27 protein-coding genes and 1 tRNA gene are annotated in these 25,748 nt (G+C 63.9%); 13 read left to right on the top strand and 15 right to left on the bottom strand.

What is annotated here, in order from left to right:
* Nucleotides 1-119: 119 nt before the first annotated feature.
* From PHR85_RS08465 to PHR85_RS08440, 6 genes are all read right to left on the bottom strand, one after another.
* Entirely contained in the window at nucleotides 120-635 is a 516-nt protein-coding gene (locus PHR85_RS08465) for a helix-turn-helix domain-containing protein (RefSeq protein WP_300052968.1), read from the bottom strand.
* Nucleotides 635-1,129, bottom strand: coding sequence for a helix-turn-helix domain-containing protein (locus PHR85_RS08460; protein WP_300052965.1), 495 nt, complete (start codon nucleotides 1,127-1,129; stop codon nucleotides 635-637). Before PHR85_RS08460 ends, PHR85_RS08465 begins: the two co-directional genes overlap by 1 nt.
* Nucleotides 1,129-1,572: a hypothetical protein gene (locus PHR85_RS08455; RefSeq protein WP_300052962.1), complete on the bottom strand. Its 444-nt coding sequence runs from the start codon at nucleotides 1,570-1,572 to the stop codon at nucleotides 1,129-1,131. Before PHR85_RS08455 ends, PHR85_RS08460 begins: the two co-directional genes overlap by 1 nt.
* Nucleotides 1,569-1,814, bottom strand: a complete 246-nt coding sequence (locus PHR85_RS08450; RefSeq protein ID WP_300052959.1) for a DNA-binding protein — start codon at nucleotides 1,812-1,814, stop codon at nucleotides 1,569-1,571. Before PHR85_RS08450 ends, PHR85_RS08455 begins: the two co-directional genes overlap by 4 nt.
* A gap of 71 nt (nucleotides 1,815-1,885) precedes the next feature.
* A complete protein-coding gene (locus tag PHR85_RS08445) occupies nucleotides 1,886-2,530 on the bottom strand; it encodes a hypothetical protein (RefSeq protein ID WP_300052956.1) in 645 nt (214 codons plus the stop codon).
* A 118-nt stretch (nucleotides 2,531-2,648) separates the two neighbouring features.
* Nucleotides 2,649-3,953 carry an integrase family protein gene (locus tag PHR85_RS08440; protein WP_300052953.1) on the bottom strand — a complete coding sequence of 435 codons (1,305 nt, stop codon included), beginning with the start codon at nucleotides 3,951-3,953 and terminating at the stop codon, nucleotides 2,649-2,651.
* 135 nt (nucleotides 3,954-4,088) lie between these two features.
* On the opposite strand from PHR85_RS08440, the gene PHR85_RS08435 reads away from it, so the two are divergent.
* Nucleotides 4,089-4,170 (top strand) — tRNA-OTHER (locus tag PHR85_RS08435).
* On the opposite strand, the gene PHR85_RS08430 is transcribed toward PHR85_RS08435, so the two are convergent.
* On the bottom strand, nucleotides 4,149-5,105 hold the full coding sequence (locus PHR85_RS08430; RefSeq protein WP_300052982.1) for a hypothetical protein: 957 nt from the start codon (nucleotides 5,103-5,105) through the stop codon (nucleotides 4,149-4,151). The two genes, PHR85_RS08435 and PHR85_RS08430, sit on opposite strands and share 22 nt — an antisense overlap.
* Nucleotides 5,106-5,460: 355 nt before the next feature.
* Here PHR85_RS08430 and PHR85_RS08425 point away from each other — a divergent pair, with 355 nt between their 5' ends.
* The 6 genes from PHR85_RS08425 (at nucleotide 5,461) to PHR85_RS08400 (ending at nucleotide 11,731) form a co-directional block, all read left to right on the top strand.
* Nucleotides 5,461-6,036, top strand: a complete 576-nt coding sequence (locus PHR85_RS08425; RefSeq protein WP_300052950.1) for a DUF4337 domain-containing protein — start codon at nucleotides 5,461-5,463, stop codon at nucleotides 6,034-6,036.
* A 163-nt stretch (nucleotides 6,037-6,199) separates the two neighbouring features.
* On the top strand, nucleotides 6,200-6,637 hold the full coding sequence (locus PHR85_RS08420) for a pilin (RefSeq protein ID WP_300052946.1): 438 nt from the start codon (nucleotides 6,200-6,202) through the stop codon (nucleotides 6,635-6,637).
* Between the two features lie 100 nt (nucleotides 6,638-6,737).
* Complete coding sequence (locus tag PHR85_RS08415; RefSeq protein ID WP_300052944.1) at nucleotides 6,738-7,094, top strand: hypothetical protein; 357 nt, start codon at nucleotides 6,738-6,740, stop codon at nucleotides 7,092-7,094.
* Between the two features lie 65 nt (nucleotides 7,095-7,159).
* Nucleotides 7,160-10,135, top strand: coding sequence for a tetratricopeptide repeat protein (locus tag PHR85_RS08410; protein ID WP_300052941.1), 2,976 nt, complete (start codon nucleotides 7,160-7,162; stop codon nucleotides 10,133-10,135).
* A gap of 54 nt (nucleotides 10,136-10,189) precedes the next feature.
* Entirely contained in the window at nucleotides 10,190-10,888 is a 699-nt protein-coding gene (locus PHR85_RS08405) for a class I SAM-dependent methyltransferase (RefSeq protein WP_300052939.1), read from the top strand.
* 63 nt (nucleotides 10,889-10,951) lie between these two features.
* Nucleotides 10,952-11,731 carry a glycosyltransferase gene (locus PHR85_RS08400; RefSeq protein WP_300052936.1) on the top strand — a complete coding sequence of 260 codons (780 nt, stop codon included), beginning with the start codon at nucleotides 10,952-10,954 and terminating at the stop codon, nucleotides 11,729-11,731.
* Nucleotides 11,732-11,826: 95 nt separating this feature from the next.
* On the opposite strand, the gene miaB is transcribed toward PHR85_RS08400, so the two are convergent.
* From miaB to iscB, 4 genes are all read right to left on the bottom strand, one after another.
* On the bottom strand, nucleotides 11,827-13,161 hold the full coding sequence (miaB, locus tag PHR85_RS08395; RefSeq protein ID WP_300052933.1) for a tRNA (N6-isopentenyl adenosine(37)-C2)-methylthiotransferase MiaB: 1,335 nt from the start codon (nucleotides 13,159-13,161) through the stop codon (nucleotides 11,827-11,829).
* 120 nt (nucleotides 13,162-13,281) lie between these two features.
* Nucleotides 13,282-13,680: a hypothetical protein gene (locus tag PHR85_RS08390; protein ID WP_300052930.1), complete on the bottom strand. Its 399-nt coding sequence runs from the start codon at nucleotides 13,678-13,680 to the stop codon at nucleotides 13,282-13,284.
* 70 nt (nucleotides 13,681-13,750) lie between these two features.
* On the bottom strand, nucleotides 13,751-15,277 hold the full coding sequence (locus PHR85_RS08385) for a CYTH and CHAD domain-containing protein (RefSeq protein WP_300052927.1): 1,527 nt from the start codon (nucleotides 15,275-15,277) through the stop codon (nucleotides 13,751-13,753).
* A 25-nt stretch (nucleotides 15,278-15,302) separates the two neighbouring features.
* A complete protein-coding gene (gene iscB / locus PHR85_RS08380) occupies nucleotides 15,303-16,646 on the bottom strand; it encodes an RNA-guided endonuclease IscB (RefSeq protein WP_300052924.1) in 1,344 nt (447 codons plus the stop codon).
* A gap of 490 nt (nucleotides 16,647-17,136) precedes the next feature.
* On the opposite strand from iscB, the gene argB reads away from it, so the two are divergent.
* The gene (gene argB, locus PHR85_RS08375; protein ID WP_300052922.1) at nucleotides 17,137-18,039 is read left to right on the top strand and encodes an acetylglutamate kinase; all 903 of its coding nucleotides are present in this window, start codon (nucleotides 17,137-17,139) and stop codon (nucleotides 18,037-18,039) included.
* A 104-nt stretch (nucleotides 18,040-18,143) separates the two neighbouring features.
* On the opposite strand, the gene PHR85_RS08370 is transcribed toward argB, so the two are convergent.
* The gene (locus tag PHR85_RS08370) at nucleotides 18,144-18,347 is read right to left on the bottom strand and encodes a zinc-finger domain-containing protein (protein WP_300052920.1); all 204 of its coding nucleotides are present in this window, start codon (nucleotides 18,345-18,347) and stop codon (nucleotides 18,144-18,146) included.
* Nucleotides 18,348-18,361: 14 nt separating this feature from the next.
* Nucleotides 18,362-19,297 (bottom strand): branched-chain amino acid transaminase, encoded by a 936-nt coding sequence (locus tag PHR85_RS08365; RefSeq protein ID WP_300052918.1) that lies wholly within the window; start codon nucleotides 19,295-19,297, stop codon nucleotides 18,362-18,364.
* Nucleotides 19,298-19,418: 121 nt separating this feature from the next.
* Here PHR85_RS08365 and PHR85_RS08360 point away from each other — a divergent pair, with 121 nt between their 5' ends.
* The 5 genes from PHR85_RS08360 to PHR85_RS08340 all read left to right on the top strand — a co-directional run bounded on the left by PHR85_RS08360 (nucleotide 19,419) and on the right by PHR85_RS08340 (nucleotide 23,457).
* Nucleotides 19,419-20,150, top strand: coding sequence for an endonuclease/exonuclease/phosphatase family protein (locus PHR85_RS08360; RefSeq protein WP_300052915.1), 732 nt, complete (start codon nucleotides 19,419-19,421; stop codon nucleotides 20,148-20,150).
* Nucleotides 20,151-20,172: 22 nt separating this feature from the next.
* Nucleotides 20,173-21,372 (top strand): cardiolipin synthase ClsB, encoded by a 1,200-nt coding sequence (clsB, locus tag PHR85_RS08355; protein ID WP_300052913.1) that lies wholly within the window; start codon nucleotides 20,173-20,175, stop codon nucleotides 21,370-21,372.
* An 80-nt stretch (nucleotides 21,373-21,452) separates the two neighbouring features.
* The gene (gene folE, locus PHR85_RS08350; protein WP_300052910.1) at nucleotides 21,453-22,178 is read left to right on the top strand and encodes a GTP cyclohydrolase I; all 726 of its coding nucleotides are present in this window, start codon (nucleotides 21,453-21,455) and stop codon (nucleotides 22,176-22,178) included.
* A 3-nt stretch (nucleotides 22,179-22,181) separates the two neighbouring features.
* Complete coding sequence (locus tag PHR85_RS08345) at nucleotides 22,182-22,607, top strand: BLUF domain-containing protein (protein ID WP_300052907.1); 426 nt, start codon at nucleotides 22,182-22,184, stop codon at nucleotides 22,605-22,607.
* A gap of 7 nt (nucleotides 22,608-22,614) precedes the next feature.
* Nucleotides 22,615-23,457: a DUF429 domain-containing protein gene (locus PHR85_RS08340; RefSeq protein WP_300052904.1), complete on the top strand. Its 843-nt coding sequence runs from the start codon at nucleotides 22,615-22,617 to the stop codon at nucleotides 23,455-23,457.
* Here the strand turns inward: PHR85_RS08340 and PHR85_RS08335 are convergent.
* Nucleotides 23,406-24,200, bottom strand: coding sequence for a HesA/MoeB/ThiF family protein (locus PHR85_RS08335; RefSeq protein WP_300052901.1), 795 nt, complete (start codon nucleotides 24,198-24,200; stop codon nucleotides 23,406-23,408). The genes PHR85_RS08340 and PHR85_RS08335 overlap by 52 nt on opposite strands.
* Before the next feature lie 19 nt (nucleotides 24,201-24,219).
* Nucleotides 24,220-25,692: a S41 family peptidase gene (locus PHR85_RS08330; protein ID WP_300052898.1), complete on the bottom strand. Its 1,473-nt coding sequence runs from the start codon at nucleotides 25,690-25,692 to the stop codon at nucleotides 24,220-24,222.
* Nucleotides 25,693-25,748: the final 56 nt, after the last annotated feature.

Raw genomic sequence — 25,748 nt, 5'->3', positions numbered from 1 at the left:
TGTCGAGTCGCTTGCCCATCCGTTTCCCTCGTCCTCATGACGCGGCACCTGCCGCACTGGGCAGGATTAGAACCGATGGCGGGCCAAAACAGGGGCATGGATCGAAAAATTTCTCAGGACTAACTTATGGCCTTCACGCCGGATGCTGCGACCTGCGCCAGCCAGTCGGTCAGTGGCAGCGCCTTGGACTTCTTGCGAGCCTTGGGAGGGGTGGGCGCGGACTTGTTCGCGCTCTCTCCCTTGGTCTGTTCATTGGTCTGTTCTTTGCGTGTAGCGAAATCCACTACACGCATGCGTATAGCGGAATCCGCTACGGTAGTGGGCGCCGCTACGGTAGTGAAATCCGCTACCGTTTCGAAGTCCGGGACCGTGATGGTGTAGCGGCTGGATTTCGAGAATCCGCCAGCTCCTTCCTTGGTCAACCAGCCCAGCCCGACCAGCTCAGTCGTTGCGGCACTGATGTTCGACGGGTGCATGCCGCTGCGCTCGGCAATGGCCTTGCGCGACGGAAAAACCGTGTCCGTGTTCTTGTTGCGAAACGAGAACAGGGCTACCAGGACACGGACCTGCCACAGTGTCAGGCGCTTGTCCTTGATGACCTCAAGGGGCACGAGGGAGAACGTCGATTCGTGCATCAGATGCCTCCCAGGTCAAACAGCGCACGCTGGCCAGGATTGACATGACGGCGCGCGCTGGCGGCGATGTTGGCGAGTACGGCGCGGCGCTCGGCCTCGGCTGCCTTCTTGCGCAGGGCGGCGCGGGCACGGCGCACATCAGAACACCACGCTCCAGCGCCGGCAGCCATAGCGGCCTCAATGGTCAGCGGGTTGAGGCGGTACTCCGTCACCCAGGCAACGCGGCCATCCTTGCAGCCTGCGGCCATGTCGCGGCGCTCGATGCTCCAGCCGTAATCGGACTCCAGGTAGAACACCACGGCAGCCAGTCGGGTCGTGCTGGCACCGAAGACGGCCTCCATGCCGGTCAGGCTCTCATGGTTCAGCAGGCGGGCCAGGACTTCGGCGACCACGGTGCCCAGGCGCACCGGGAAGCGGCCAGGGTTGGTAAACTTCGCGCTGCTGTGCTGGCAGGCGCTCGTCGTGACTTCGGTTGTGGCGGGCGCCTTTTTCATTACGCAGCCTCCAGCTCGTTGGCGACGTTGAGCAGGTCCGTCGCCAACTGGCGAAGTCCGTGTGGGCCGATTGGAATCTCGACGTAGGCCGGGTTGTCGCCAGTGACCCATGCCATCAGGCGGTTCGACTTCTTGCAGAAGAAGACCTGCTCGCCATCAGGATGCGCGTACAACTCGACCAGCGCCTTGTCGCGCTCGGCCGCACCGATATTGGCCTCGACCGAGTGGCCGGCAGCCAGGACCGGCGCCATTTCCTCGACGAAGCCCGGAATCGCTGAATCCAGACGCGACAGTTCTGCCAAGTCAAACATCGCTTCTTCAAACCATGCGCGACGGGTTTCGGGGCAATCGGTGTTGCTGAAGGCATCAAGCGCGTCATTGGCGAGCGATTGGCCTTTTTCGCGGGCCATCAGGCCATTGGACTTGATGGTCAGCGCGTTCATGCTGCCACCTCAATTCCAAGCAGGTTGCGCAGGTCTGCGACCTTCCAGGCCAAGCGGCCATGCACGCGGACCGGACGAATCGGGCCGGACTCCTTGCAGGCCCACAGCCAAAGGGTCTGTTTGGCGCGGCTCAGGTGATGGGCGGCTTCAGCAGTCGGAATTGCTGCGCGGGATTCCTGCGCCAGCGGGGTAAGTTGAACGGCTCGTTGTGCCATGTCGAATCTCTCCGATTCATTGAACATGACTCCTTATTCTTCGCACATATCGGCAGGTAGGCCCCTGCCGTTTGCCTGCCATTTGCCTGGCCTGCTGTTTACCTGTCGTGCAGCCTGCGGATATGCGCCTTCAAGTCCTCTGCAAGTGACTGTCGCGTGATGCCTTCCTGTTTTGCAATTTCAGCAATGCCGCGCGGGAGTGAGGCGTAATCGTTGCCTGGCATCTTCAGCCCGGCGTCAATGCACATCTGAAAGCGTCGTGCCCGCCGCTGCTCTGCCGTTGCTCTCGCATGGCTGGCTTGCACAGCCTGCTCCGGCTCGACCTGTTCGGTGCTGGCTGGCGCTGGATTCGGCGCGGCCAGGGGCTGCACCATCTCGCCCTGTGCGGTCGCTGGCGTAGGTGTCGGCGGTGCGGCTCTGCGTCTCTCTGCTGCTTGGCGCTTGCCATCCTCTAGCGCATCCTGCATCTGCTCCTCGATGGTCGGGCACAGTCGCCTACGCCTAGCTTCAAGCTCTGCTTGCTTGCGGCCTTGGATGCGCGCCATCTCGATATCGACATGCTGCTCGTAGGTCAGCGTCTGCGGCGGCTTCTCGCCGGTCATCTTCGCCGCAAGGGCGCCTACAGCGGTGGAGTTGGTAAGACCGCCTAGCCACTTTACACGCGCCAGCCTTTTGGCTTCCTGCCTGTCGTGCCAATCCTCTAATACATCTGACGTCAGATGCCTCGATAACCAGGAACTCATGTGTGCATCCCCCCCGATGCTCACCCCGAACGAAAGACACCCCAGCAGGCCGAATCGGGGGACTTCGGCTTTTCGACTCAGGTTCGCGGGCCTGGGCCTAGCTGGAGCGAAAACTCAATCAGGCGACCTTCACCAGCGCCAGCTTTCCAGGCTCGGCGGCACGGTCGAACTGAATGCCGGCCTGCTCCAGCATCCACGCCTCGATGCGCTCATGGTGCAGGCGCAGCAGGTCGAGCGGGCGCACGGTGTAATGCTTCTCGGCGGTCGCGCTGGGCTTGTGACCCATGATTTGCGCAACCACGCCTGCCGGGATTTCCAGCCACTCGGTCAGGCTCTTGAAGGACCGGCGAAGGCCGTGCAGGGTCAAGACCTCGATGCCGGCGACAGCGCAAGCACGGTCATGGGCATGATTCGGCTCGGTCAGGTGGGCATCCTTCTTGGTCGGGCTGGCGAACACCCAGGCATTGCGGCGCGGCAGGGCGGCGAGCAGGTGATGGACGTAGGCGGTCAAAGGAATGACTCGCTCGCCTTCCACCTTGTCGCGGATGGTCAGGCCACGCCATTGGACGTTCACGTCCTCCCAGCGCAGCGCCAGCACCTCGCCAGGGCGCGCGCCAGTCAGCAGCAGAACTTGCAGGTAGGCTGCCACGGTCGCATTAGTCAGACCCTGCACAGCGGTGAACCATGCTGATAGCTGCTCACGCTGCAATGCGTCCTGCTTCACGCCGGGCTTGCCCAGTACCTCCTTGACCTTGCGGGCCTGGGCCGGGTTGGTCGAGGGCACGGCGGCGGCATAGTCGGGATGCTCAGTGCACCAGCTCAGGAAGGCGCGTAGCAGTCGCCATGCATTGCGGGTGACGGTCGGGCGGACGGCGGTCTCCTTCGCTGCCCATGCCTGCACCCGGTCGGCGGTCAGGTCGCGCAGCGGCAGGGCCATCAGCGGGTGCAATGGTCCCGGCTCGGTCTTGCCCTTGCCTCGCTTCTTGGGCTCGCCACCTGCCTGTGCATAGCGGTGGTGGTCCTGGTGGTGGCTGTCTCCCCACTTGGCACGGCGGGCTTCGATGTAGACAGCCCAGGCGGTGCCCACGGTGACGGCCTGGGCGGCGGCGGCGGCCTGCTTCTCCAGATGGGCGGCGACGGCCTCGCGCTTGAGGTCGCGCGGGTCTTTCCCTTCGTCGATGAGTCGCTGAAGCTCGCGCGCCTTGGCCTGGGCGTCAGGGATGCTCCAGGCGGTCGGGTTGCCGATGGTGATGCGAACGTCTTTGCCCTGATAGACGCCTTGGAAGACGTAGGCGGGTTTGCCGGATGGTGTCGCTCGCAGGCCCAGGCCCGGCGTCGTCGCATCCCACATGAACGCCTGCTTCTTGTCAGCCGGGCACTTGAAGCCTGCTACCCGTCCAGCCGTGAAAGCCACCTTTGCCATGCTGACCCCTTGAGGTCTTACATTGCCAAGTATGTAAGGGCGGATGTAAGACAATTTTCGACAAGAAGGCGAATCTGATTCAATGAAAGACAGTCGCCTTGCCCTATAAGCCCTTGATTTTCATGGAGCCATGAAAGGGCGTTCAATGGGATTATATGGGTATATGGCGCGACTCATAATCCTTTGGTCGTAGGTTCAAGTCCTACACGCCCTACCATTCAAATCAACGACTTGGCCCGGTTTTGCGACCGGGCTTTTTCGTTTTTGGCTGGTCATGTAGCCACTGGTGCAGGGTTTTTGTACCGTTGACCCTTGCCGGCTGCTCTCCAGGCCCTGCATCCAGCTCAGGCTTACACCCTGCTGCTCGACCAGCGCCAGCCCCATGAAGTCGTCGTCCAATGCGCGCATGTCCTCGTGATGGTCGATCAGCTCAGTCGTGCGTCGGTTGCCTGAACCCTCGCAGTGCGGGAGTTGGACCAGTGCCAGCAGCTCGACGGCCTCAAAAGTGAGGCGGTCGTCGCCCCACTTCTGGATTTGAAATCCGGAATTCAACGAGGGGCGCCGGGCCGGCTTGCTCAGATTTGAAATCCAGCCATGCCGCCGATAGGGATGGTCCAGACTTGGATCATGTCGTCCAGCTCGACCAGGGCGTCGTCGTCGTCCGTGGTGATCGAGTCGCCTCCTCACTTTTGAGGAGTGCTGGCGGATCAAGGGCTTGGGCTGCATTTGGCTGGTGACCGACCAGGAGCAGCGCCAGCGGCCTACTGGCGGCCTTGCTGGGTCGTCTCTCGATCGGTGCCAGCCTGTCACCAGTTGGCCGGCCAGAAGCGACAAACCCGGCACGGGGCCGGGTCTGGTGATGGGCTGGCGCAGGTTCAGGCGGTGCGCAGTCGGTAGCCCTTGCCCTGCCCGGCCAGCTCGATGAGGCCGGCGCTGCTCCAGCGCCAGCAGGTAGCGCCGGGCGACTTCCTGACTCGCGCCCTCGACGGCGTAGATAGCCCGAAGGCTCGGCTTGATGCGCCCGACCTCGATGCCGTCCTTCAGGCGCTTGAACCTCGCGCCGTCCGGTGTCACGCACAGATGCAGCTCGCGGTGCAGTGGCGCGTCTGGCCTTCTTGGTCGGTGCAGCGGCCTGCATCGGTGCAGTGGCATCGCGGTGCAGGTGGGCGTCGTCGCCGGCTGCGAGCTGCATCGTCGTCAATGCGGACGTGTGCAGCGTCGTCGGTGCATCCTGGGTTTGCACGAAGCGACGGCAGCGCTCGCCCCAGGCGTGGGCACGTTCGACCACCCAGCGCTTGGGCAAGGGCACGAAGCCCTTGGAGACCACAGGAATAGGCTGGGCCTGTTCGGTCAAATCTCGCCAGACTCAACATAGCGCGATCGCCCTGGATAGCGCAAGGGAATGGCTGCGCCTGTCATGCCTCACTCCTATACTTGGCTTCTGGGTGGTGCCTCGCGGTTCCTGCTCTCCTCATTCATTCCTCTCTGTAATTCAGGATTCAGACGCATGTCAGGCCACGGTTTTCACGTCCACGGACCCCACGATCATGAAATCGAACATGTCGCCCAGCACGGCGGCGATGCCTTCACCTCCCGGCTGGCGGTGCTCACCGCTGTGCTTTCGACCGTCGGTGCCATCTTCGGCTACATGGGTGGGCACTCGCAGAACGCCGCGCTGATGTACAAGAACGAAGCCGCGATCCAGAAGACAGCCGCCTCCAACCAGTGGAACTACTACCAGGCCAAGAGTAGCAAGCAGAACCTGGCCGAGCTCTCGGTCACGCTGACGCAGGGCGAGGCGAAACAGAAGTTCGAGCAGGCCATCGAGCGCTACAAGCAGGAGAAGGAAGAGATCAAGGCGCAGGCCGACCAGCTCGAGGTCGCGTCCAGGGCGGCCGAAGAGCACAGCGCAGTCGAAATGCACGTGCATGGGCGCTGGGCGCTGGCGACCACGCTGCTGCAGATCGCGATCGCGCTGTCAGCCATCACGCTGCTGACACGCAAGCGCTGGCTGCTGGTCGCGGTCTACGGCTCGACCGCGCTGGGCCTGGCCACCGGCGTGCTGGGTTACTTGCACCTCTGACCGGATTCGTCCGCCCCACCTATTCGGACGCTTGTGGCACAAATGTGTCAAAAATGCCGAGTAAACAGGAGAAAAGGCTTCACACCCCTGGTCAGTGGTGCAACAATGGCCACGCAGGGCAGTTGCCTTGAACACCTTGATTCACTCAATCCTAGGAGGATGCATGAAGAGTCTGAAAAACCTCAAGAAACAGGCCCAGCGCGGCTTTACCCTGATCGAGCTCATGATCGTGGTGGCAATCATTGGTATCTTGGCGGCGGTGGCGCTGCCGGCGTATCAAAGCTACACGGTTCGAGCCAAGGTGTCGGAACTGATCCTTGCTGCCAGTTCAGCAAGAACCTGTATCACTGAGGCCGCCCAGTCCAACGGCGGGACGATACCGGTCAACGTCAGCTCGGCCTGTGCGATTACCGTGGCAGGCAAGGTGAGTGCTGCTGGCGTTTCAGATGCTGGCATCATCAATGTTCAAGGAACAACCGCTGCGAGCTCCGTGGGGGCAGCTGTAACCATCACGTTGACCCCGACACCAACCGGCGGCACCCTGACCTGGTCTTGCAGTGGTTCCGACAGCAAGTACACGCCCAGTTCCTGCCGTGGCTGATGCCTGATCTGTTCGGCTCGCCATGACCGCATGGCGAGTGGTTTCGGGCGCCGTGGCGCCCGAAATTCCTGATTCCCGCTTTAGGCGATATAACATCGTTATGATAAATATTTCGCGTGGATTGTTCGCTGGTGGCAAGTGGAACCTGGGTTTCGGTGCGGTCAAGGATCTTGCTCAACGCATGAGCGGCCACATCGGCAAGACTTTGCCAGTCAAGGTGATGGCCAACAACCGAGGGCAACTTTCAGCCAGCAGGATTGCCCGCACGTTGGAACAGTGCTACGCCATGGCGTTGGAAGTTCATTCACAACGCAAGCTGGGCTACCTGAGGCGGGTTGTCCTGGCGAGCGACTTGCGCTGGTCGCTGCATGACATGGGGTATCCAAAGGACTTCGTCGGTCTCGCAGTCGAAGGCCTGATCGTGGAACTGTCGAAGAAGAGTCAATCCGGTTCATAAAAGCCCCGAACAAGGCATGCCCGCGCTTCGGGCTTTTGCTCATACCAAGATTTGAACTGCTGGTTATGCTGCGCCGACTGCTTTCCTCTGCCCTGAGCGGCCTCTTAAAGCGCAACGATGCTGAAGCCGGCAAGCGGGAGGCTGAAGAATCGATTCGGTTAGCCCGAGCGGCACTGGAGCGAGGCGATGCCCGAGAGGCTGTTGAGCACTTTGAGTGCTACCTCAAATTCCAACCCTATGATTGTGAAGCCATCAATGACCTGGGTTATTGCTACGGGGTCATAGGCGACAATGAGCGAGCCGTCAGGCTGTTCGATCGAGCCTATCAGCTTGACAGCTCTTGTTTGCCCGGCCTGAGCAATCACGCCAAGACCTTTGTCGACCAGCAGCGCAGCGAGGAAGCCTTGGGCCTGATTCGCATGGTCAAGGCGCAGAGTCCTGACAGTTGGAGCGCCGACAGCGTGTTGGGAAGTCTGCGGCAGGGGCGTGGCGAGATCGAACTTGCCTGCAGCCATGCCAAGAATGCCTGGATGAAGAGTTTCGACGGATTGCGCCAGGCTAACAACCATGTCTTCAATTCCAGCTACAGGGCGATCGAAGAGAGTCAGCTGACAGCCGAGCATGTATTCTGGGGTGCCACGCTGGCGCCACTGCTCGACGAGTTTCAGCGGCAGCCTGAGTGGATGCACGCTGCGATCAGCCACGAAGCGCCACGCAGGATCCGGCTGGGGTATTGGTCGCCGGATCTGCGCAACCATTCGGTGTTTTTCTTCGCGCATCCGCTGATCTCGAACCACGACCGGACCGCCTTCGAGATCTTCATCTACAGCGACACTACGGTCCGACAGGAGCAGACCGAAAAGATCCGGGTGCATGCCGATCATTTTCATGAAACGGCCTTGCTGAGCGATGCCGAGCTTTTCAGGCTGATGCGCTCGCACCGCCTCGATGTCCTGATCGAACTGGCCGGACATACCTCAAGCAACCGCATCAACATGTTGCAGTGCCGGCTGGCCAGGGTCCAGCTCTCCGGCCTCGGTTACCCGCCGACCACTGGTCTGGAGACGATTGATGGCAAGTTGGTCGATGTCCATGTCTGCCCTGATTCATCTTTCGATCGTTTCTATGCCGAGCGGCCAGTACGTCTGCCAGAGTCCTTCTGGAGCTTCGACCCCTACTGGACCCCGGAAAGAATCGACAGACTTCCATGCGATGAGGCAGGAGTCCTGACTTACGGGTGTTTTGGCAATATTTCCAAGATCACCGATGAGATGCTGAGCGCATGGGCGGAAATCATGCGGCAGGTACCCGATTCGCGCCTGCTGATCCGCTCCATCAGTTTCAAGGACCCAGCAGCCCAGGAAGTTTTCAGGCAGAAGGTTGTCGGTGCCGCAATACCAGTAGGCCGGATCGAGTTGCTCGGGCCTGCGGCTGCCCAGGACTACCTCAACGCCTACAACGAAGTGGATGTGGTGCTCGACACCTATCCCTTCAACGGTGGTACCACTTCCTGTTTTGCCTTGTTCATGGGGGCCTTGGTTGTCACGCGTTATGGCGAGGGCTTGCGGTCGCGCATGGGCCTGTCGATGCTCAACAACCTGCGCCTGGGTCAATGGGCCGCCAGCAGCCTGGAGGATTACATCGCGCTGGCTGTGCGGGCAGCGCAGTCGAAGGACGAGCTGCGGGAGTTCAGATGCAACGCGGAGATCCTTTTCAAGGCGACGGCGCTCGGCGATGGGGAGCGCTTTTGTCGGCATGTCGAAGCCGCCTGCCGCGAGATGCTGGAATCGGCGGCTCAGAAACCAGCACATCCTATCGTTCGCGTTGATGTTCCGCACCTGCCGGCCCGAGAGATGATGCGCCGCGCCTACACGGTTTACCGCTACGGTCAGGCCAAGGCCGCCCATCGAATCGCCCGTTATTGCTTGCACGTGCAGCCCGATTATCTGCCGGCGCATTTGCTGTTGATAGACGAAGCCCAGATCGATGAAGCGATTTCCCGCCTTCAAGCGTTGATCTGCCAGTATCCTGAATCGGATGACATAGGTGCGGCACAACTGATGCTGGCCCGGTTGCTGCTGGCTGGACAGTGCAAGGAACGCTTTTCCGAGCAACTGGATGCGCTGCTCGGCACGAGGCTTCATGACGCACATGATCAGACATTCAATGCCATGCTGACGAACTGGCTGTCCTGTCTGGTCGCTGAGACAGAGGCAGTCCCCCCCAATGCCACTGAGTGCCTTGGGCATGACTGGACCTTGATCGTCGAAGCGCCAGATCGCGCCGAGTTCGACCTGTTCGTCGCTGAGTTCCGGCAACGATTCCTGGCCACGGAGGCAGGCATCAGATTCGAGTTCTGCTGCAGCGATCAGCTGGCGCGTGACCTGCCTGCGGCCCTGTCTCGCATCGAGACCGGGTATGTGGTCCTGACTCAATCCAATGTGCGGCTGGCTTCGCTTCGGGCGCTGAAAGAGTCGGTTGCATCGCTGGATGCCTGCGACATGGTTTCTCTTGGCGGATGTCTGTCATGGGATCGAGTGACTTGGCGGCGATCGGGGTTTTCCAACAAGGTGACGAGCGTGATCTGTCCATCGAAACTGGGGAAGAGCAGCTACGAAATCAGAAAATCGGGACGATCTTGCGAGAAGCGGGTGTCGGGCCTGGCTTTGCTGGACGGGGCTTGGATCGCGTTTCGATCTGATCTCGTCAGCAAGCTCGGGGCCGAGCTGATCGATTTCAGCATGGAACTGGAAGGGGCCGCTGGCATGATGTTCGAGGAGTGGAGTTATCGGCTCCACCGCCATGGATTGCGCTTGGCGGCCTGTCAGGTGCTGGGTTTGCTCATCGAGCATGAACGAGTGGTCTGCACGAATCATATCGGCGAGGCTTCTCTCTATCTGACTGAGTTGTACGGTTTCGATCCGTTTGCTGAACTGGACGAGGATCATGTGGTGTTTGGTGTTCCAGTTGCGGACTTGTCCGCGGCAGAGACGGCTCAAGGCATGATGTTCGGGCTTGGCGTGAGCAGTCATTCGCAATGACTTGTTGTTTTTTCAGGTCCTCAGTTGGATCTGGTATTTTTTATGCGGTTCAGTATGACTTACTATGATAATCTGAACGACACCTTGCTTTCATTCGTTGCGCCAGGTGTCCGAAGCATTTGTGAATTCGGTTGTGGCGGGGGAGGAATGGCGCGCGCCATCCGTGCCTCAAACCCCGATGTGCATTATGTCGGAGTGGAGTTGATGGACGAGCCTCTGGATCGGGCGCGTGAATTCATTGATATCGGTATCTGCCGCGATATGAATCTTGTGGGTGATTGGAGTTCCGATGCGGAGCTCGCTTCGGCTCTTCCGCTTGGGCAATTCGATCATGCGATTTTCGGTGATGTGCTTGAGCATCTTGTTGATCCTGAGTCTGTCGTCCGGCAGGCGGCTGATCGATTGATTCCTGGCGGCTCCCTGTTGGCATGCATACCCAATGTGCAGCACTGGAGTGTTTTCGCGCAGCTGGTTCTCGGGAGCTGGCCGAGGCAGACCAGCGGGCTGTTTGATCGTACTCACCTTCGCTGGTTTACGCAGAACGACATGGTCGGTCTAATGGAGCAGGCAGGGTTGGTCGTGGAGAATGTCGTGGCAAGAACCTTCGAGGCAGCCGACAGTATCGGTCCCGATGTCATCGATTATCTCGAACCGCTCGCGCATTACCTGGGAGTGGGGTCGGACCAGCTTGCGCAGCGCGCGATGCCCCTGCAGTACGTGCTGCAAGCGAGAAAGCCGCTGCATGCGACCTGATTCCGGAGGATTTCAGGTGCAGTTTTTTTCTTGCTGCATATCGGTCGATAGGAGGTCGTGCTGATGCTGGGCTCTTTGATTCGGGGGCTGATTCGCGATCAAATCAAGCTTGCGACCGCTCGCTGGAATTTCCGAAGAATTTTTCCATGGAGCCGACCACCGCGGGTGGCGTTCGTGGCCGCAACTCGATTGACGCAGGATGATTTCTGGACTGATTCTGCCTTGGGTGTCAGCCTGCAGCGGATCAAGGGTGATGCCAGGGTTGATCTTCATTTGTCCTTTGAAAACGCATCCGGCTTGCCTGAGGTCTACAACCGGGCCTTGACGTCGTGCGTTAACGCCGACATCGTGGTGTTCCTCCACGATGATGTCTGGTTGGTTGACGAGCGCCTGCTCGAAAAACTGGAGGCAGCCTTGGCGCGGTTTGACGTCGTAGGCGTGGCCGGCAATGTCCGCCGGGTCGCCGCACAGCCAGCTTGGGCTTTTTCCTGTATCAGCAACTCTGAATTCGTCTGGGACCACGACTACCTGTCTGGGGCGGTTCATCATGGAAATCCTGGAGGCCATGAGCTTTCCTCTTTCGGGCCTGCGCCGGCAAGGTGCGAGCTTCTCGACGGGGTCTTCCTGGCCTGCAGGAGGAGAGAGCTCGTTCGGCGCGAGGTCGGCTTCGACGAACGCTTTGCGTTCCACTTCTACGACCTTGATTTTTGCCGCAGTGCAAGGCAGGCAGGCTTGAAGCTCGGCACCTGGCCCATCGATCTCGTTCACCAGAGTCAAGGGGCCTTCGGTTCACCGGGATGGATTCAGGCCTACGAGGTTTACCTCGGGAAGTGGAAACAGTAGCCACTTGTCTTTGCTCAGAAAAGCTTCAGGCACCGTACTGAACGAAATACGGCGCAAGAACTGAGCCGTACCCTTGCTTGCGGTTCAGCCCTGCCTCAGCCGATCACCACCTCGCCGCGCAGCGAATGCGGGTAGGCCAGCGTGATCTTGACGTCGAGTATCTGGCCGATCAGGCGCGCGCCGTTGGGGCCGGCGTCGAAGTTGACGATGCGGTTGCACTCGGTGCGGCCCATGATCTCGGCCGGGTTCTTGCGCGACGGGCCCTCGACCAGGATGCGCTGCACGGTGCCGACGCGGCTCTGGCTGATGCGCTGGATGTTCTGCTCCAGCAGTGCCTGGACTTGCTGCAGGCGACGCAGCTTGACCTCGTGCTGGGTGTCGTCGGGCAGGTTGGCCGCCGGGGTGCCGGGGCGCGGGCTGAAGATGAAGCTGAAGCTGTTGTCGAAACCAACGTCGGCGATCAGCTTCATCATCTTCTGGAAGTCCTCCTCGGTTTCGCCGGGGAAGCCGACGATGAAGTCGCTGCTCATCGACAGCTCGGGGCGGATCGCGCGCAGCTTGCGGATCGTGCTCTTGTATTCCATCGCGGTGTAGCCGCGCTTCATCGCCATCAGGATGCGGTCGCTGCCATGCTGGACCGGCAGGTGCAGGTGGCTGACCAGCTTGGGGATCCTGGCGTAGGCCTCGATCAGGCGCGGCGTGAACTCGTTCGGATGGCTGGTGGTGTAGCGGATGCGCTCGATGCCGGGGATTTCGGCCACGTATTCGAGCAGCAGCGCGAAGTCGGCGATCTCGTCCGTGTCGCCCATCTTGCCGCGGTAGGCGTTGACGTTCTGGCCCAGCAGCGTGACTTCCTTGACGCCCTGGTCGGCCAGGCCGGCGACCTCGACCAGTACCTCCTCGAACGGGCGGCTGAACTCCTCGCCGCGCGTGTAGGGCACGACGCAGTAGCTGCAATACTTGCTGCAGCCTTCCATGATCGAGACGAAGGCCGAGGCGCCCTCGACCTTGGCCGGCGGCAGGTGGTCGAATTTCTCGATCTCGGGGAAGCTGATGTCGACCTGCGGGCGGGCCTTGGCGGCGCGCGCCTCCAGCAGCTCGGGCAGGCGGTGCAGGGTCTGCGGGCCGAAAACGACGTCGACATAGGGTGCGCGTTTGATGATCTCGTCGCCTTCCTGGCTGGCGACGCAGCCGCCGACGCCGATCAGCACGCCTTTTTCCTTCAGGTGCTTGATGCGGCCCAGGTCGCTGAAGACCTTTTCCTGCGCCTTCTCGCGCACCGAGCAGGTGTTGAACAGGATCAGGTCGGCCTGCTCGATGTCCTGGGTTGGCTCGTAACCCTGGGCGGCGCCCAGCACGTCGGCCATCTTGTCCGAGTCGTACTCGTTCATCTGGCAGCCGAAGGTTTTGATGAAGACTTTCTTGCTCATGGGTTGCTCTCGAAAAAGGTGATCGCTGCAGGGGCGGGTTAGACGCTGCAGTTTGTGGATGTGGACGCGTATGGCAAGACCGCCAGCCCCGGTCAGGGGCGGGCAAACAGATCCTGCCTGTCAGTTGGAGGGGGTCTCGGACGCGAAGCGGAAGTTGCGCTGCACGCGCTCGCCGTCGTGGCCGGCGCGTTTCTGTGCCAGCTCGGCCGGGGTCAGGACCCATATGTCGTGGACCAGGCCCAGGCCTTCGCGCGTGTAGTTGACGCGCAGTTCCTGGCCAATCAGCAGGTGCGGCGCCACGATGTGGTTGTCGGCATTGCGGATGCGCGCGCCCGGCGAGAGCCGGTCTGCCTTGCCGTCGAGCTGGATTTCGGGCGGGGCCGTCACGCGCAGCACACCACGGCGGGCTTGTTCGGGGAACTGGCGCAGCAACTGGTCGGGCGCCTGGGCGCTGACCAGAGCGGGCAGCAGGACCAGCGCGGCGGCGCAGGCCGCCATCAGGGTGCGGCGTGCGGGCATGAGAAAAGGCAAAGGCAGCGGTTCATGGTGTAGATCCAGAGGCTGACAGGGAGTGAGGATGGGTCGGATTTTACTCGGCGGCCAGGTCCTTGTGGCGGCGTGCCGCTGCCACGCCGCGCAGGAAGTCGAGCAGTCCGCCTCCGTCGCCGGTCTGCCGCAGCAGCTCGATCGCGCGCAGCAGGTCGCGCTCGGCACCGATGCGGGTCTGTACCCGGCTGGACTCGCGCACCCAGCGGCCGGCCTTTTTCCGGGGCAGCAGGTCGAACAGGGTCTCGACGCTGTAGCGCACACGCTTGGCCAGCAGCCTGGCCTGGTGCTGTTTCGGTTCCGTGGCATCTTTGGCGCTGGCGGTTGCCATGACCTGGTGCAGGCGGCGCAGCAGGCGGGCGCTGCGCTCGCGCGCCCAGTCGCGCTCGGCCTTGCGCCGGCCTTCGTCCGGCTGGGCCTGCAGGTCTGACAGGCCGTGTAGCCAGTGCGCCAGTCCTAGCAGGCCGAGCCCCGTGCCGGGTTGCGCCAGCAGGGCGCGCACGGTCTCGCGTTCGGTCTGGCTGGCCTGTTCGAGCTTGCTCAGCGCATGGGCTGCGCTTTTGCTGCGCCGCGAGTCGCCCTCGGCGTAACACTCGATCCAGCCCGGCAGGGTCTCGTGGCGCGCGACATCGAGGTCGCGCAAGGTTCCCAGCGCGTCGAGCAGCGGGCGCAAGCCGCTGCGATCGGCCAGCCCGGGCAGCCAGGGCCGGAACAGCCGTTCCGCGCTGCGCCAGCGCCGCCAGGCCACGCGCGCCTGGTGCACCAGTTCGGGGTCGTCGGCCTGCAGCAGGGCCGACAGGTTGCGGGTGAACTGCTCCAGCATCTCGCCCATGGCCTGTTGGGCGGCGGCCCGTGGCGCGACGCCGGCCGGCAGATGGGTGGCGCGGGCGCGCGCTGGCGCACGGGTTACGCCCTGTGCCAGCGCGTAGCCGCGTTCGGCCTTGCTCGCGTCGCAGGGCAGCACCGCGACCTCGGCGGCGATCTGCTGCGCGAGTCCGAACAGGGCCTGCGGCATGCCAGCCTGCAGTTCGAGTTCGATCTCGAGCATGGGCAACAGCTGGCCGGCGGCGGCGATTTCGCCGACGTCGAGCGCGAGCTCGATCCGGCTGCCGTCGTCCTGCTGCAGTTGCCAGGTGGTGCGGCGGCAGCGGGTGTCGAAACAGGGTTGGAGCTGGGCGAACAGCTTACCCTCGGGGTCGAGCGCGTTCCACGGCGTGGCGGCCAGCGCCGCGCGGTCGAGCTCGCCGCTGGCGACGGCGGTTTCCCACTCGCCGCGCCGGCTCAGGCCACCCTGCGAGACGCCGGCGGTCTTGAAGGTCTGGATCCACTCGCCCGTCGGCGGCAGGCTTGCCGTGGCCTGCGGCCAGGGCTGGCTGCTGATGCAGCGCAGTCGCAGCGCGCTGCGTTGCTGGCGCAGCGCCTGTGCCGGGGTGTCGTAGTAGCGGTTCCACAGCCACTGGCGCTGCGGGGTGCAGCCGGCCAGTGCCGGCAGGCGGGACAGGATCTGCTCCACCGTCAGCGCGTCGGCACCGGGCAGCAGCAACTTGAGTTCGACTTCGGTCGGGTTCATCAGATTGCGCGGGAAACCTCGGCCTTCAGGCCGGGGAGGCAGAGCGCATCGTGCGAGTAGCGCGACCCTCTCCCGCTTCCTTTTTCGGTGAGCTCTGCTGTTGAATGTAGCCATAGCCGTCGGCGCGTTGCAGCACCTGGCAATGGCGATGCGAAATACCCTGCACCACCTCGGTGCCAGTCTGGATGTTGAAGCTGCCCGTGGCGCGAACGGCCACGCGGCCACGGTGCGTGCCCGTTTTCTTGCCGGAGGGCACCTCGGCGCGCACCAGGTCGCCGGTGGCAAAACCCTTGACCCGCTTGGTGCGCATCAGGTAGCCCCTCGGGAAGCCGTACTGATTCAGGCGTGTGCGCTGGTAGCTGCCACGCCCGGTGCATTTGAGGGTCAGCGTCGGCTTGCCCCAGTTTGTGACGATATCCACGTCACCCACGCACACGGCATCAAGCGCATGTGTCTTCGGAATGGTGAGCCGGCAGCGGTTGTACTTCGTGCGTCCGCCCGACGCAGTTTCGACCGGCAGGCCCGTCGCCTGCAGCGCCTGCACCAAGGCTTTTCGGGTGCTGTTGACGGCGGCGGCATCCTTGAGGGGGCGCTTGAGCTGGGCCTGAATGCGCGCCAGCCGGGCTTGGTCGGTCACGAAGACTTCGAGCGGCAGGGCGTCCTTGCGCGCGTTGCAAGCCTGGCAGGCCAGCGTCAGGTTGCTCACGCGATTGGTGCCGCCACGCGCCTTGGGGTGGATGTGCTCGACCTGCAGCGGCACGCCAGTGGCGTCGCAGTAGGCGCACTTTCGACCCCACTTCTCCAGCAGGTACTCGCGCACTTCGTAGCCGGCGAGGGTGCCTTGGCTGTACTGTGCGCCCTCGATGTCCGGGTTGTCCAGCGCCTGCATGTCAAAGCGCACCAGCTCGCTGGAGAGTGCCGCCACCGGCGCCCAGCGCTGCAGCCGATTCACCCAGGCCAGCGTCGTATCGACCCGGTGCCGAAGGGACGGCGCGAGCCAGCCCTTCGGTTTGCGCCGATTGAGGAAGCGCGGCGCCCGATAACGCAGGTTGCCACGCCGACGACGGCACATGGCCCGACGCGCGGTCAGCGCTTCGGAGATCTGCCGGCCCCGGTGCACCAGCTCGAACAGGTTCAGCACCGCCGCGCCTCGCTGAATCTCACCCGTGTTGGCGTCGACCTGCTCGGTGTCGCGCACCAGCGCCAACCCTGTGCCTTTGCTGCCCGGGTCGAGCTTCAAGCGCAGCGGCTGCAAGGCGCAGTCGGCCACTTGACGGTCAGTCAACCGGATGACGAAAGGCACCAGCCGGTGTACCCGCGCACGGCCGCGCTCAAGCAGCAAGCGGGCTCGCTTCTCGCTACACGGCATCAGCGGTTTGCCGCTTCGATCCAACACATACACTGACAAGTCAGCTTCCTTAAAACAATGCCGTCTTTCCGACTGTCAGCCCTTACGGGCCGGGTGACGCGAATCTTTCGACCCGGCTCCCCTCGACCAGGTTGTGCAGCAGGTGGCGCTTTCGCGCCGGTCGCCGCCCGTTTCGTGCTGACCCGAAGCGTGTCTGCAGCGGCAACTTCCAGAGCCTGGCGCTGAGGAAGCACGCCAGGGTGGGTCTACGGTCTTCTGCACAACGCAAGCACCTTTCGGTGCTCGGTCTGGTCAATCTCAGACTCGCGGGGCGTCAACCTCGCAAGCCTCGGCCTTTAGGCCGGGGTGGTTGACGTCGGATCTTGCGGATGTTTTGCGTCTAGTGTCGCACGCACGCGGGCCGCCGGCACATGAAGATTGCGTGACAGGAATAGCCCGGTCTTTCCGGCACAATTTGTCCTGCGTTCATTCCAACCGAATCACATCCGTCATGACCCATACTTCCCACGATCTGTCTCACCTGCAGTCCCGCGACAAGGCCGAGATCCTCGCGCAGGCGCTGCCCTATATCCGCCAGTTCCATGGCAAGACCATGGTGATCAAGTACGGCGGCAACGCCATGACCGACCCGGCACTGCAGCAAGCCTTCGCCGAGGACGTGGTGCTGCTCAAGCTGGTCGGCATCAACCCGGTGGTGGTGCACGGCGGCGGCCCGCAGATCGAGGGTCTGCTCAAGCGTCTGGGCAAGCAGGGCCAGTTCATCCAGGGCATGCGCGTGACCGACGCCGAGACCATGGAGGTGGTCGAGTGGGTGCTGGGTGGCGAGGTGCAGCAGGACATCGTCGGCATGATCAACCGCGCCGGTGGCAAGGCGGTCGGCCTGACCGGGCGCGACGGCGGCCTGATCAAGGCGCAGAAGCTCAAGCTGCTGGACCAGCAGGACCCGACGCTCGAGCATGACGTCGGCCAGGTCGGTGACATCGTGAGCATCGACCCGAGCGTGCTCAAGTCGCTCGATGAGGCGGGCTTCATCCCGGTTGTGAGCCCGATCGGCTTTGGCGACCAGGGCGAGAGCTACAACATCAACGCCGACGTGGTCGCCGCGCGCCTGGCCACCGTGCTGCGCGCCGAGAAGCTGCTGCTGCTGACCAATATCCGTGGCGTGCTCGACAAGGCCGGCGAACTGCTGACCAACCTGAGCGCGGTCGAGGTCGATGCGCTGATCGCCGACGGCACGATCTCGGGTGGCATGATCCCCAAGATCGCCGGCGCGCTGGAGGCCGCGCACAGCGGCTGCAACTCGGTCCACATCATCGACGGCCGCGTGCCGCACGCGATGCTGCTCGAGATCCTGAGCAACGAGGCCTACGGCACCATGATCCGCTCGCACTGACGGCGTGACCGGTCGCCCGTCCGGGCGGCCTCAAGGCAAAAAGGCGCAGCCGTTGGACTGCGCCTTTTTGTTGTCCGCACCCGGCCTGAGCAGGGCGGCGAGAATCAGTGGCCGTGGCCGACCACTTCGCCCGCCTTGAGCTGGTAGACCGTGCCGCAGTACGGGCATTTGGCCGAGCCGGTCCTGGCGACGTCGAGGAAGACGCGCGGGTGGCTGTTCCACAGCTGCATGTCGGCCTTGGGGCTGGGGCAGAAGACGCCGCCGTTGCCGTTCAGATCATGTGCCGAGAGTTCGACAATCTTGCTCATCGTGCTGTTCCCAATCAGACCTTGGTCAGCCAGTGAGCGTACTGGGGGTTGCGACCGTTGACGATGTCGAAGAAGGCGCTCTGGATCTTCTCGGTGATCGGGCCGCGGCTGCCACTGCCGATCTCGATGCGGTCGAGTTCGCGGATCGGGGTCACTTCGGCGGCGGTGCCGGTGAAGAATGCCTCGTCGGCGATGTAGACCTCGTCGCGGGTGATGCGCTTTTGCACGATCTCCAGGCCCAGGTCCTTGGCGATGTGGAACACGGTGTTGCGCGTGATGCCGTTGAGCGCGCCAGCCGACAGGTCGGGGGTGTAGAGCACGCCGTTCTTGACGATGAAGATGTTCTCGCCCGCGCCTTCGGACACGAAGCCAGTGGTGTCGAGCAGCAGCGCCTCGTCGTAGCCGTCGTCGGTGACTTCGGTGTTGGCCAGGATCGAGTTGGTGTAGTTGCTGACCGACTTGGCCTGCGTCATCGTGATGTTGACGTGGTGGCGGGTGTAGCTCGAGGTCTTGACGCGGATGCCACGCTTCATGCCTTCCTCGCCGAGGTAGGCGCCCCAGGTCCAGGCCGCGACCATGGCGTGGATGGTGTTGCCCTTGGGGCTGACGCCGAGCTTGTTGTCACCGATCCAGATCAGCGGGCGGATGTAGCCGCTCTCCAGCTTGTTCTCGCGGATGATGTCGAGCTGGGCCTGATTGAGCTGTTCCTTGCTGAAGGGCACCTTCATGCGCAGGATCTTGGCGCTGTTGAGCAGGCGCTCGGTGTGCTCGTCGAGGCGGAAGATGGCCGGGCCGTTGACGGTGTTATAGGCGCGCACGCCCTCGAAGGCGCCGCAGCCATAGTGCATGGTGTGGGTCAGGACATGGACCTTGGCATCACGCCAGTCGACCATCTGGCCGTCCATCCAGATTTTGCCGTCGCGGTCGGACATCGAGGGAACTGCGCTCATCTTCTTCAACCTTTGTCGTGGGGAATGGGTTCAGGGCTTGCCAGTGACATTTGCCTGCAATCTTGCATTTTACGGCGTCCGCTCGCACCGTGACCAGCACGACCGTGGCATGATTTCCGGCATGACCAGCTTGCGCGTCGTTACCTACAACATCCACAAGGGAGTGCAGGGCCTGGGCCCGGCCAGCCGGCTGGAGATCCACAACCTGATGCAGGCGGTGCAGGGCTTCGGTGCCGATGTCGTCTGCCTGCAGGAGGTGCGCGGCTTCAACCGCCAGATGCAGAAGCGTTTTCCGCAATGGCCGGCGGTTGGTCAGGCTGACTACCTGGCGCCGCCAGGCTACCAGGCGGTCTACCGCACCAATGCCGTGACGCGCCACGGCGAGCATGGCAACGCGCTGCTGACGCGCTGGCCGGTGCTGGGCCAGGGCCATCATGATGTGTCGGACCACCGCTTCGAGCAGCGCGGCCTGCTGCATGTGCGCCTCGATGTCGAGGGGGCGCCGCTGCATGTGGTGGTGGCGCACCTGGGATTGATCCATGCCAGCCGCGAGCGCCAGGTCCGGCAGATCGGCGCCATGCTTGAGCGCGAGGTGCCACCGCACGAGCCGCTGGTGGTGGCGGGCGACTTCAACGACTGGGGCCAGCGCCTGCACGATGCCATGGCGGCTTTCGGTCTGCGCACCTTCGAAGGTATCCGCCACGCGACCTACCCCTCGCGGCTGCCGCTGTTGCACCTGGACCGCATCTATGCGCGTGGCTTGCGCCCGCTGTCGGTGCAGGTGCCGCATGGCGGCCAATGGGCACGCCTGTCCGACCACCTGCCGCTGATCGCGGAGCTGGCCTTCGAATGAGAGGCTCGGCTGGGGAGCGGGCGTGAAGACACCGTTGCGCGGCGGCCACCAGTTGCATCTGCTCGAGGGCGGCGCCGAGCTGTTCCCGGCCATGGTGCAAGCGATGGAGCGCGCCCAGCAGCTGGTACACATCGAGACCTATATCTTTGAATTCGCCGGCAGTACCCTGCAGGTGGCCGAGGCGATGGAGCGTGCGGCTCGGCGTGGCATCACGGTCCGGCTGGTGGTCGACGGCATCGGCACCGCCCGGCTGCCCCGGACCTGGCGCGAGCGGCTGGAGCGCGCGGGCGTGCAGTGCCGGATCTACCGGCCGCTGGGCCATCTGGGCCTGCTGATCCCGAGCCGCTGGCGCCGGCTGCACCGCAAGCTTTGCGTGGTCGACGGCGCGCTGGGCTTTTGCGGCGGCATCAACCTGATCGACGACCTCGACGATGTCTCGCTGGGTCGGCTCGAGCAGCCGCGGCTGGACTTCGCGTTGCAGGTCAGCGGCCCGCTGGTGGCCGACATGCTCGAAAGCATGGAGCAGCTCTGGTGGCGCATGCAGGCGCTGAACCGGGCGCGCCAGCACGAGTTTCGCGCCGCCTGGCAGGCGCTGCGCGCCGGACTGCCGACGCTGCCGACCGGGCCGGTCCCGCGCGGGCGCAAGGCACAGCCGGCCGCCTTGCTGCTGCGCGACAATCTGCGCCATCGCCATGACATCGAGCGCGCCTACCTCAAGGCAATCGCTCAGGCCAGGCGCGAGATCGTGATCGCCAACGCCTATTTCATTCCCGGCCGCAGGTTGCGCCGCGCGCTCACGCTGGCGGCCGCGCGCGGCGTGCGGGTGCGCCTGCTGCTGCATGCCCGCTACGAGCATTTCCTGCAGTATCACGCCGCCCGCACGGTCTACCAGTGGCTGCTCGACGCCGGCATCGAGATCCACGAGTACGCCCCGAGCGCGCTGCATGCCAAGGTGGCGGTGGTCGATGGACGCTGGGCGACGGTGGGATCGACCAACCTCGACCCGCTGAGCCTGCTGCTGGCGCGCGAGGCCAATGTCGTGACCCGCGACCCGGCCTTCGCGCGCGGGCTGTGGCAGCGGCTCGACCACCTGATGCGCACCGCGGGCCAGCGCGTCGCGCCCGAACAGTTGCTCCAGCGACCCTGGCGCCAGCGCCTGTTCGACCGGGTGGCGTTCGGTGTCATGCGCGGCATGCTGTTCCTGCTCGGCCAGCGCTATTAGTTTTGCGCCATGGCTGGCGCGGGGCTGGCCATGATCTCCCCGCGCGCTCAGGGGCTGGAATCCGGTGTTAGCATGCCATCATGCTCATGAAAGTGCAACAAGACATGACCGACGCCAACCAGGACGAGGGTACGCCCGTCTCCGTCAAGATCCGTGAACGCCTGCAAGCGGCCAAGCAGCGCTTCCACTCCAACGACAACATCGCCGACTTCATCCGTCCGGGCGAGCTCGAAGCCCTGCTCGACGAGGTCACCGACAAGATGAAGGGCGTGCTCGACAGCATGGTGATCGACACCGAGAACGATCACAACACCGGCAACACGGCGCGCCGCGTTGCCAAGATGTACCTGAAGGAGGTCTTTGCCGGCCGCTACGTGCAGGCGCCGACCATCACCGAATTCCCGAACGCCGAGCACCTCAACGAGCTCATGATCGTCGGCCCGATCACGGTGCGCAGCGCCTGCAGCCACCATCTGTGCCCGGTCATCGGCAAGATCTGGATCGGCGTGATGCCCAACGAGCACACCAACGTGATCGGCTTGTCCAAGTACGCGCGCCTGGCCGAGTGGATCATGGGCCGGCCCCAGATCCAGGAAGAGGCGGTGGTCCAGCTGGCCGACCTGATCCAGGAAAAGACCCAGCCCGACGGCCTCGCGATCGTGATGGAAGCCAGCCACTACTGCATGGGTTGGCGCGGCGTCAAGGACATGGACAGCAAGATGATCAACTCGGTCATGCGCGGCGTGTTCCTCAAGGACAGCGATCTGCGCCGCGAATTCCTGGCACTGATTCCCCGTAGGAGCTAAACGATGCTGGTACGTCTGTTGTATGTGAGCCGTGCGGTGCAGCCCGAGAGCACCGAGGCCGTTCATGCCATCCTGGCCTCGGCCAGGCAGCACAATCTGCACAATGGCATCACCGGCATCCTGTGCTACGGCGGTGGCGTCTTCCTGCAGGCGATCGAGGGCGGTCGCTCGGCGGTCAATCGCCTCTACAACCAGATCATCGAGGACCCGCGCCACCAGAACGTCGAGCTGCTGCATTACGAGGAAATCAGCGAGCGGCGTTTCGGCGGCTGGACCATGGGCCAGGTCAACCTGAGCAAGCTCAACACCTCGATCGTGCTGAAGTATTCGGAGCGACCCGAGTTCGACCCCTATTCGGTCTCGGGCAAGGTCTCGCTGGCGCTGCTCGAGGAGCTGATGGCGACCGCGTCCATCATCGGTCGCGCCTGATCTGTCCTTGAACGCTTCAGGCCCCACACTTTGGGGCTGCGACTTCAGCAGCGCGCCGAGCCGGCGCAAGCCGATCGTGCTCGCGCGTGGCGGCCTGCGGGCCGGTCGCGTCACGCTGGAGCGCCTCGATAGCTTCGAGACCCTGGCCGGCTTCGGTGCCTGCCTGGCCGAACCCGGTGCCTGGGTCGGCGGCTTCGATCTGCCGTTCGGCCTGCCGCGCGAGCTGGTCGAGCAGCTGGGCTGGCCGACCGACTGGCTGGACTGCATGCGCCACTACGCGGCGCTGGAACGGGCCGAGATCCGCGACCGCTTCGCGGCCTTCTGTGCCGCGCGTCCGGTGGGGGCCAAGTTCGCGCACCGCGCGACCGACCGCCCGGCCGGGTCGAGCCCGAGCATGAAATGGGTCAACCCGCCGGTGGCCTTCATGCTGCACGCGGGTGTGCCATTGCTGCTGGACGCGGGTGTCACCTTGGTCGGTCTGCACCAGGCCGATCCGGCGCGGGTCGCGCTCGAAGCCTATCCGGGCCTGCTGGCGCGCTCGGTGCTGGGTGCGCGCAGCTACAAGAGCGACGACAAGGCCAGGCAGACGCCCGAGCGGCTGATCGCGCGCAAGGACCTGCTGCATGCGCTGGAAACGGGCGCCGCGCCGCTGCTGCGGGGCAGTGGCCTGCGGCTGAAATTGAGCCACGCGCAGCATGACGAACTGGTGGCGGACGCCAGCGGCGACCGGCTCGATGCGCTGCTCTGCCTGCTGCAGGCGGCCTGGGCGCTGCGGCAACACCAGGGTGGCCAGGCGCGCTACGGCCTGCCGAAGTTCGACCCGCTGGAAGGCTGGATCGTCACGGCCTGAGCGCCACAGACCGCGCAGTCCGGGTTGCGACCCAGGCCTATGGTGTGGAATTCCATGCCGCGGCCGTCCAGCATCATGAGCTTGCCGACCAGCTTGGAGCCCATGCCGCACAGCAGCTTGAGCGCCTCGGCTGCCTGCAGCGTGCCGATGATGCCGACCAGCGGCGCGAACACGCCCATGGTGGCGCAGCGGGTTTCCTCCAGGCCGTCGGTCTCGGGGAAGACGCAGGCGTAGCAGGGGCTGGCCACATCGCGCGGGTGGTAGACCGAGAGCTGGCCGTCGAAACGTATCGCCGCGCCCGACACCAGCGGTACCCGATGCCGCACGCAGGCGCGGTTGATCAGGTGCCGGGTCGCGAAGTTGTCGGTGCAGTCGAGCACGACCTGCGCCGTCGGCAGCAGCGCGTCGAGCAGGGCATCGTCGGCGCGCTGGACCAGCGCATTGACCCGCACCTCGGGGTTGATCGCGTGCATCGCGATCCGGGCCGATTCGGCCTTCGGGGTTCCGACCCGCTCCAGGTTGTGCGCGATCTGGCGCTGCAGGTTGGTGGCGTCGACCTCGTCGTGGTCGACCAGCGTGATATGGCCCACGCCAGCGCTGGCGAGGTAGAGCGCCACCGGCGAGCCCAGTCCGCCGGCGCCGATGACCACCGCATGCGAGGCCAGCAACATTTCCTGGCCCTCGATGCCGAGCTCGTCGAGCAGGATATGGCGCGAGTAGCGCAGCAGCTGTTCGTCGTTCATTTCAGGGTGGGCGGCGCCGTCATTCCTCGGGCTTGGCTTCCTCGCGCACGCTCAGCGTCTTGCTGGCCTGCACCGGCTTGCCCTTGAGGCGGTTGAGCGCCTGTTGCAGCGGGAAGTCCTTCTCGGAGCCGAACTCGGGCAGCAGGCGGCCACCCGGGTTCTTCTTGGTCTCGGCCTCCAGCCGCAGGCGCGCGGCCTCGCGCTCCTGCTCGCGCTGGCGCTCGACTTCCTTGTCGGCTTCGGTTTGCGGCTTGGCGGCGTCCTGGCCGTTGCCGAGGTGTTTTTCGAGGTCGGCCTCGCGCGTGCGCAGCGCGGCGAACAGGTTGCCGTCCTCGGTCTCGTCGACCCAGACATCGGGCACGATGCCCTTGGCCTGGATCGAGCGGCCGCTGGGCGTGTAGTAGCGCGCGGTCGTGATCTTGAGGCCGGTGTCGGGGCCAAGCGGGCGCACCGTCTGCACCGAGCCCTTGCCGAAGGTCTGGTTGCCCATGATGACGGCGCGCTGGTGGTCCTGCAGCGCGCCAGCGACGATCTCGCTGGCGGAGGCGGAACCCTCGTTGACCAGCACCACCATCGGCAGCTTCCTGAGCGCACCCTTGGTGGCTTCGCTCAGGCGGCGGATCGGGTCGGCGCCGTTGCGGCGCAGGTAGTACTCGGGCGCGGCCTTGAAGATGGATTTGCTTTCTTCCAGCTGGCCATTGGTCGTGACGACGGTGGCGTCCGCCGGCAGGAAGGCGGCCGAGATCGCGACCGCCGCATCGAGCAGGCCGCCCGGGTCGTTGCGCAGGTCCAGCACCAGGCCCTTGAGGCCTGGGTTTTCCTTGTGCAGCTCCTCGAGCTTGCGCGCGAAGTCCTCGACCGTGCGCTCCTGGAACTGCGAGAGACGGACCCAGGCGTAGCCCGGCTCGATCAGCTTGACCTTGACGCTCTGGGTCTTGATTTCCTGGCGCGTGATCGTGACCGGGAAGCTGCGGTTCTCGTCCTTGCGGAAGATGGTCAGCTGCACCTTGGTGTTGGGCTCGCCACGCATGCGCTTGACCGCGTCGTTGATGGTGAGGCCCTTGACCGGGGTGTCGTCGATCTTGGTGATCAGGTCATTGGTCTTGAGTCCGGCGCGGTGGGCTGGCGAGTCCTCGATCGGCGAGACGACCTTGACCAGGCCGTCCTCCATCGTGATCTCGATGCCGACGCCGACGAAGCGGCCCGAAGTGCCTTCACGGAATTCCTTGAAGGACTTCTTGTCGAAATACTGCGAGTGCGGGTCCAGGCTGGCGACCATGCCCGAGATCGCATCGGTGACGAGTTTCTTCTCGTCGACCGGTTCGACATAGTCGCTCTTGACCATGCCGAAGACGGCAGCGAACTGCTGCAGCTCTTCGAGTGGCAGCGGCGCGAGCGATCCGCGCGCGACTGCCTGCAATTGCACCGTGGTCAATGCGCCTGCGACCGCGCCGATCGCGACCCAGCCGGCGATCTTGAGTTTCTGCCCCATCACTACACCCTTCAAATGGCGCCCTGGGCGCCTGGTTCCGGCACTATAACGCCGGC

The sequence above is a fragment of the Malikia sp. genome (assembly GCF_028687635.1).
Classification (GTDB): domain Bacteria; phylum Pseudomonadota; class Gammaproteobacteria; order Burkholderiales; family Burkholderiaceae_C; genus Malikia.
The sequence above is the reverse complement of the archived record's forward strand: the minus strand, read 5'-3'. Positions and strand labels throughout refer to the sequence as shown.